Raw genomic sequence first — 6,250 nt, forward strand, 5'->3', positions numbered from 1 at the left:
TTGCGGCGACCATGGTCGAGGTATGCCGCAGTGAAGGAATCTCGTGGCGGGTGAGCGCGCCCTCGCCATCCCCGGCCGCGGAAGCCGGCATCTCGTTCTCACACCCAAAAGGAGAGTCATGCGAGTCATCACCCAGCAGCAGCTCGGCGGTCCCGAGGTACTCACCATCGTGGACGCGCCCGAGCCCCGGCCCCTGCCGACCGAGGTTCTCGTCCGGGTCAAGGCGATCGGGCTGAACCCGCTGGAGGCGCGCTTGCGCGCCGGCGAGTTCCCGCTGCTCGGCCGGCCACCGTTCATCCTCGGCTGGGACATCAGCGGCGTGGTCGAAGAAGCGCGGACGTGGCGGCTGCGGCCCGGCGACGAAGTGTTCGGGATGCCGCTGTTTCCCCGGGCGGCCAACGCGTACGCCGAGGTCGTGGCTGCTCCGGCGTTGCACCTGGTGCGCAAGCCGGCGTCGCTCTCGCACGTCGAGGCGTCGGCGCTGCCGATCGTCGGGCTGACGGCGTGGCAGGGCCTCGTCGACCTCGGTGGCGTGACCGAGGGCGACCGCGTCCTGGTCCACGGCGGTGGTGGCGGGGTCGGCCACGTCGCGATCCAGATCGCGAAAGCACTCGGCGCGCACGTGATCACCACTGCCAGTGGGAGCAAACGGAAGTTCGTCGAGGGACTCGGCGCCGACGAAGTGATCGACTACACGACGGCCGACTTCACCGAAACGGTCCGCGACATCGACGTCGTGCTCGACACGCTCGGCGGTGACACCGTCGAGCGCTCACTCGGCGTGCTCCGCACGGGCGGGCACGTGGTGACGGCGGTCGCCGACGAGGACGCGGAGCTCGCCGCCAAGTTCGAGGCGGCCGGGATGCGCTTCAGCGGTATCGGCGTCGACCCCGATCCGGTCGGCCTGCGAGGTCTCGCCGACCTCGTCGAGCAGGGCAGGCTTCAGGTCCACGTGCAGGAAACGTTCCCGTTCGAGCGCATCGCCGACGCGCACCGGCTGCTCGACGCCGGGCATCTCCAGGGCAAAGTGGTCCTCACCGTCTGAGCCGGTGTTGGACGATTTCGCTGATTTCGGCGGTAGCCGGGATTGTCCACTGTGGAGTGCGGGGACACTCTTCTCACCCTTTCCGGGTGGGTTTCCCGGCGGGGCGCGTCGATAGCCTTCTGCCAGAAGGAGGAATTCGATGACGAAATTCGTGCTCCGTGGATCTCCGCCGTTTACCGAACATGACTATCTGTCGAGAATCTCCCGTGTCGTCGGCCAGGCCGTGGAAGCGGGCCTGGACGGATTGCTTGTCGCCCCTGGCCCCGACCTGCTGTGGCTGACCGGCTATCAGCCGATACCGGCGGACCGGCGGCGCACGATGCTGATCCTGCGCCCGGGAACACGACCGGCGTTGCTGGTTCCCGAGGGAGCGGAGGCCGGCGCCGCCATGGCTCCGGGAGCGTCGTGTTATGGAATCGTCCAGTGGACCGATGATACGGACGCCTACCGGGTGATCGGTCAGCTCGTGCCGGCGGGCGGCCGCTACGGGATTTCCGATGCGACGTGGTCGGCTCACCTGCTCGGTGTGCAGGCTGCTGTCGCGAGGTCGACGTACTGGGCGTTGGGCGAAGTTCTTCCCCTGCTGCGTGCGGTGAAGGACGACAACGAGGTGGATTGCCTGAGGATGGCGGGCGCGGCGGCGGACGCGGCGTACCGGGAGATCACCGGCGTGCGATTCACCGGCCGGCGGGAAAAGGAGGTCGCCGCCGGTCTCGCCGATCTGCTGCGCGAGTTCGGGCACGAGCGGGCCGACGTCGCGGTGGTGGCATCCGGGCCGAACGGGGCGAGGCCACGCCATGAGCCCGGTGAGCGGGAATTCGTGCCGGGCGATGTCGTGGTACTGCGCTTCGGCGGCGTGCTGTGCGGCTACCGGTCGCACACGACGCGGACGGTGGTCGTGGGGGAGTCGTCGGCGGAGGCACGGGTGATCCACGACGTCGTGCGAGCGGCGCAGCAGGCGGCGTTCGAGACCGTGGCGCCGGGAGTCGCGTGTGAAGAACTCGACCGGGTCGCCAGATCGGTCGTCGACGAGGCCGGCTATGGGGAATGGGCGGGCCACCGCAGCGGGCACGGGATCGGCGTGACCGCCGATGAGCCGCCCTGTCTCGTGCGAGGTGAACGCCAGCCACTGGTGCCGGGAATGTGTTTGAGCATCGGACTGGGGATTTGCCTGCCGGACCGGTTCGGTGTCCGGATCGAGGACGTCGTCGCTGTCACCGAATACGGGGGTGAACGGCTGAACACCACGAATCGTGGCCTGCTCGTCGTGCGCTAGGAAACGTGGCGAGCGGAACGCCGAGGACCGGTTTCACCCGGTGCAGGTGATTTGGCGTACCGGCGGTGGTTTCTAGGTTGATCCCCGCAGGGGCACGTCGACGGCGAAGGGTGAGACGGATGACGGTGAGATCCCGGAACGGCATACCGGCCGGATGGTTGCCATGAGTGCCGCGGACGCGGCACGGAATCGGTCCGGTGTGGACGGTCGCCGCTCCCGGGCATCGGCGGCGACCTGGATCTCGTGGACGGCGCTGGCGTTGATGACCACGAGTTCGGTGGCGAGCCTGCGGCCCGCGCCGACGATGGCGGTCTACGGCCTGGCGTGTGTGTTCCTCTATGTGCTGCCGGCACTGGTGTTCCTGTTGCCGACGTCGCTGGTTTCAGCGGAACTGGCGTCGGGCTGGGAGGGCGGTGTCTACAACTGGGTGGCGCGAGGGATATCCCGTCCGGCCGGGTTTCTGGCGGTGTGGTGCCAGTTCGCGATGACGATCTTCTACTACCCGAGCCTGCTCGGCTATGTGGCCAGCACGCTGGCCTACGTGTTCGACCCCGCGCTCGCGAGCAGCGGGCTGTGGACGGCCGCGGTGATCATGGTCGCCTATTGGGCCGGAGTCTGGATCTCCTCGCGCGGCACCAAGGGAGTCGCCGGTCTGGCCAGCGGAGGCCTGGTCGCCGGGACGCTGATTCCCGGGGCACTGCTGGTGGTTCTCGGGATTGTCTTCCTCGCCAAGGGCAATGCCCCCGCGGCGCCGATGACCGCCGGTGATCTGCTTCCCCCGTGGGCGGGTCTGGCCAGCCTGGTGCTGATCGTCAACAACTTCCTGTCCTACTCCGGCATGGAGATGAACGCGGTGCACGTGTCGTCGCTGCGCACGCCCGCCAAGGAGTTCCCGCGGGCGATGTTCCTGGCCATGGGACTGGTACTGCTGATCTTCGTGCTGCCCGCGCTGGCGATCAGCTGGGTCGTGCCCGCCGAGCAGCTTTCCCTCACCGCGGGGGTCATGCAGGCCTTCGATTCGGTGTTCGCCCAGTTCGGCGGTCAGTGGCTGACGCCGGTCATCGGGGTCCTGCTCGTGACCGCCTCGCTCGGGGGCATGCTGACCTGGCTGGCGGGACCGTCCAAGGGGCTGCTGCTCATCGCCCGGCAGGAGGGCTACCTCCCGCCGTTCCTGCAACGGCTCAACAAGCACGGCGTCCCGCGCAACATCCTGGTGGCACAGGGGGCGGTCACCACTCTCATCGCGCTGCTCTACGCGTTCGTCCCCGACGTCTCCAGCGCCTACTGGATCTTCTCGGTGATCACCACGCAGGTCTATCTGATCATGTACCTGCTGATGTTCGTCGCCGCGGTCCGGCTCCGCCGCATCGCCCCCGACCATCCCCGCGGCTATCGGGCGCCGATGCTCACCGCGCTCTGCGGTGTCGGCTGCGCCGCGTCGCTGGCCGCGCTGCTGGTGGGTTTCGTCCCGCCGTCGCAATTCGGCGCCGGGAGTGTGGGCACCTACGTCGTGATCGTGGTGGGCGGCGCGTTCGGCCTCGGCCTGCTCGTGCCCTACCTGTTCTACCAATGCCGGAAACCGTCCTGGAAACAGCCGCACCGAGAGGAGACCACGCCATGACGACCTCGACCCGGGAACGCTTCGTCCTGTACGGCATCTTCGCCGCCGTGCTGCTCATCCTGATGGGCCTGGGGCTGCTCATCGGCCGCACCGGGCAGCCACTGCCGCGGACGCACGCCAAGGCCGACCAGCTCATCGCGGCACTCACCATCGCGGGCACGCGGCCCCCTGCTCGCGAACAGGTCGTGCGCGTGCTCGGTGACGACGGCGGCGCGGTCTGCGCGAACCCGGACGACGCCCTGCTCCGGGCCGCGTCCGCGACTCAGCTGGCCAACGGCGCCGGCGGTCCCGGCACGAGACCGGTGATCGCCGACCGCAGGCTCGTCGTCGGCGAGACACTCGTGATCACGACCTACTGCCCGGACAAGCTGCGCGGTTTCGAGCAGTCGGTCTCCCGGCTGCGGACCGCCGAGACGGCGGGCGGGTGAGCCATGGATCTGCGAGCCCGTATCGCCGAGCTGATGCCGCGCGCACGCACGGAACTGGCCGAGCTCGTCGCCTTCCGCTCCGTGGCCGGTTCGAGCCGGTTTCCGCCGGAGGAATGTCATCGCGCCGCCCTGTGGGTCCGGGACAAGTTCGCCGAACTCGGTTTCGTCGACTCGCGCCTGGTGGACACGTCCGACGGGAGCCAGGCCGTGATCGGTGCGCGCGGCTGCGCGGACCCCGGCGCTCCCATGGTTCTGCTGTATGCCCACTACGACGTGCAACCCCCGCTGGACGAGGCCGCGTGGCGCACACCGCCGTTCCGGCTCACCGAGCTGGGCGGGCGCTGGTACGGCCGCGGCGCCGCGGACTGCAAGGGCAACATCCTCATGCACCTCACCGCTCTGCGCGCGCTCGGCGACGACATCCCGGTGAACCTCAGGCTCGTCGTCGAAGGATCCGAGGAACAAGGCACCGGCGGCCTCGAGGACTTCGTGCCCGGAAACGCCGACCTGGTGCGCGCCGACGCGATGCTGATCTGCGACACCGGCAACGCCGCCGTCGGCCTGCCCGCCGCCACGGTGAGCCTGCGGGGCATGATCGACCTCACCGTCACCGTGGAAACCCTTGCCGCACCGGTGCATTCCGGCATGTACGGCGGCGCGGCCCCCGACGCACTCGCGGCGCTCGTGTCGATCCTGGCGTCACTGCGCGACAGCCGGGGCAACACCACCGTGCACGGACTGGACAACACCCGGCGATGGACAGGGGAGCCATACCCACCGGAGCGCTTCCGCAGCGACGCCGGCGTGCTCGACGGCGTCGCACTGCTGGGCGAGGGCACCGTCGCCGACATGCTGTGGGCCAGGCCGGCCGTCACCATCCTCGGCATCGACTGCCCGCCGGCACGGGGATCGGCGGCCGCGATCACCCCGGAAGCCGGCGCACGGCTCAATCTCCGTATTCCACCCGGAACCGATCCCCGCGAAGCCCGGACCGCACTCATCCGGCACCTCCACGCCGCCGCGCCGTGGCACGCCCGGATCAGCGTCCGCACCCAGGCGACCAGCGCTCCGTTCCACACCGTCACCGACGGCCCCGGTTACCAAGCCCTTGCCACCGCGATGCGTCAGGCCTACGGCAGACCCATGACCACGCTCGGGCAAGGAGGCTCGATTCCGCTCTGCACCGTCCTCGCGGAAACCCACCCCGGCGCGGAGATACTCCTGATCGGCGTCGAAGACCCCCACGCCGCCATCCACGCGCCCAACGAAAGCGTCGACCCCTGCGAACTCGCCACGGTCGCGCTCGCCGAATCCCTGTTCCTGCGCCACTACGCGACCACCGGCCACTGACCGAGCCGCCGCACGGCCACAAACGCTCTCGCGCCGCCGGACACCGATCGATGATCAGTCCACACTGGACGATTTCACCCGGTTCGCTGCCTTCGAGTCCCTTGTGGACTCGCTTGGAGTTGCGCCTGTCCGTACGCGCCCGGGTCGATGGGTGCGGGCGGTCGAGGCGGTCGACCACCACCATGGCGACTTCGCCGACGAGGATGATCCACTCGATCGGGTGAGTAATCGGCGAGAACCGTCGCCGGATCCGGCGTCTCCGGGACGACCACGCTGTTTCCGCCGCGCTGTGCGAACGTCGACCGGTTACTCTCCTGGCGGCGGATCCGGAGCGCCGGCACGGGGATGTGAAACGAGGACGCGATGAAGCAGAGTTTGCTCACCGCGACGGCGGTCGTACTGCTGTGGGCGCTGACCGCGGCACGGCTGGCGAAATGGCGGATCAGCGCTCCCATCGTGATGGTCACCGCCGGTCTGGCGATCGGATTCAGCACGCAGAACGTGCTCGGCAGCGGACTGAACACCGAAAT

5 protein-coding genes are annotated in these 6,250 nt (G+C 69.1%); all 5 read left to right on the forward strand.

Features of this window, described 5'->3' with window-relative positions; translation table 11 throughout:
• Window positions 1–118: 118 nt before the first annotated feature.
• Entirely contained in the window at window positions 119–1,045 is a 927-nt protein-coding gene (locus ACFWX1_RS29060; protein WP_378392619.1) for an NADP-dependent oxidoreductase, read from the forward strand.
• Window positions 1,046–1,184: 139 nt separating this feature from the next.
• On the forward strand, window positions 1,185–2,321 hold the full coding sequence (locus tag ACFWX1_RS29065; protein WP_378392621.1) for a M24 family metallopeptidase: 1,137 nt from the start codon (window positions 1,185–1,187) through the stop codon (window positions 2,319–2,321).
• A gap of 163 nt (window positions 2,322–2,484) precedes the next feature.
• Window positions 2,485–3,942 (forward strand): APC family permease, encoded by a 1,458-nt coding sequence (locus ACFWX1_RS29070; RefSeq protein ID WP_378392623.1) that lies wholly within the window; start codon window positions 2,485–2,487, stop codon window positions 3,940–3,942.
• Window positions 3,939–4,370 (forward strand): hypothetical protein, encoded by a 432-nt coding sequence (locus ACFWX1_RS29075; RefSeq protein ID WP_378392625.1) that lies wholly within the window; start codon window positions 3,939–3,941, stop codon window positions 4,368–4,370. The genes ACFWX1_RS29070 and ACFWX1_RS29075 overlap by 4 nt, the downstream gene beginning before the upstream one ends.
• Before the next feature lie 3 nt (window positions 4,371–4,373).
• Window positions 4,374–5,720 carry a dipeptidase gene (locus tag ACFWX1_RS29080; RefSeq protein ID WP_378392627.1) on the forward strand — a complete coding sequence of 449 codons (1,347 nt, stop codon included), beginning with the start codon at window positions 4,374–4,376 and terminating at the stop codon, window positions 5,718–5,720.
• Window positions 5,721–6,250: the final 530 nt, after the last annotated feature.

Origin of the sequence: Amycolatopsis sp. NPDC059021 (genome assembly GCF_042739895.1) — a bacterium.
Lineage (GTDB): Bacteria > Actinomycetota > Actinomycetes > Mycobacteriales > Pseudonocardiaceae > Amycolatopsis.

Bases quoted from the DNA above. Each gene is read 5' to 3' on its own strand.
- ACFWX1_RS29075 (WP_378392625.1), top strand. From the start codon at position 3,939: ATGACGACCTCGACCCGGGAACGCTTCGTCCTGTACGGCATCTTCGCC.
- ACFWX1_RS29070 (WP_378392623.1), top strand. From the start codon at position 2,485: ATGAGTGCCGCGGACGCGGCACGGAATCGGTCCGGTGTGGACGGTCGC.
- ACFWX1_RS29065 (WP_378392621.1), top strand. From the start codon at position 1,185: ATGACGAAATTCGTGCTCCGTGGATCTCCGCCGTTTACCGAACATGAC.
- ACFWX1_RS29060 (WP_378392619.1), top strand. From the start codon at position 119: ATGCGAGTCATCACCCAGCAGCAGCTCGGCGGTCCCGAGGTACTCACC.
- ACFWX1_RS29080 (WP_378392627.1), top strand. From the start codon at position 4,374: ATGGATCTGCGAGCCCGTATCGCCGAGCTGATGCCGCGCGCACGCACG.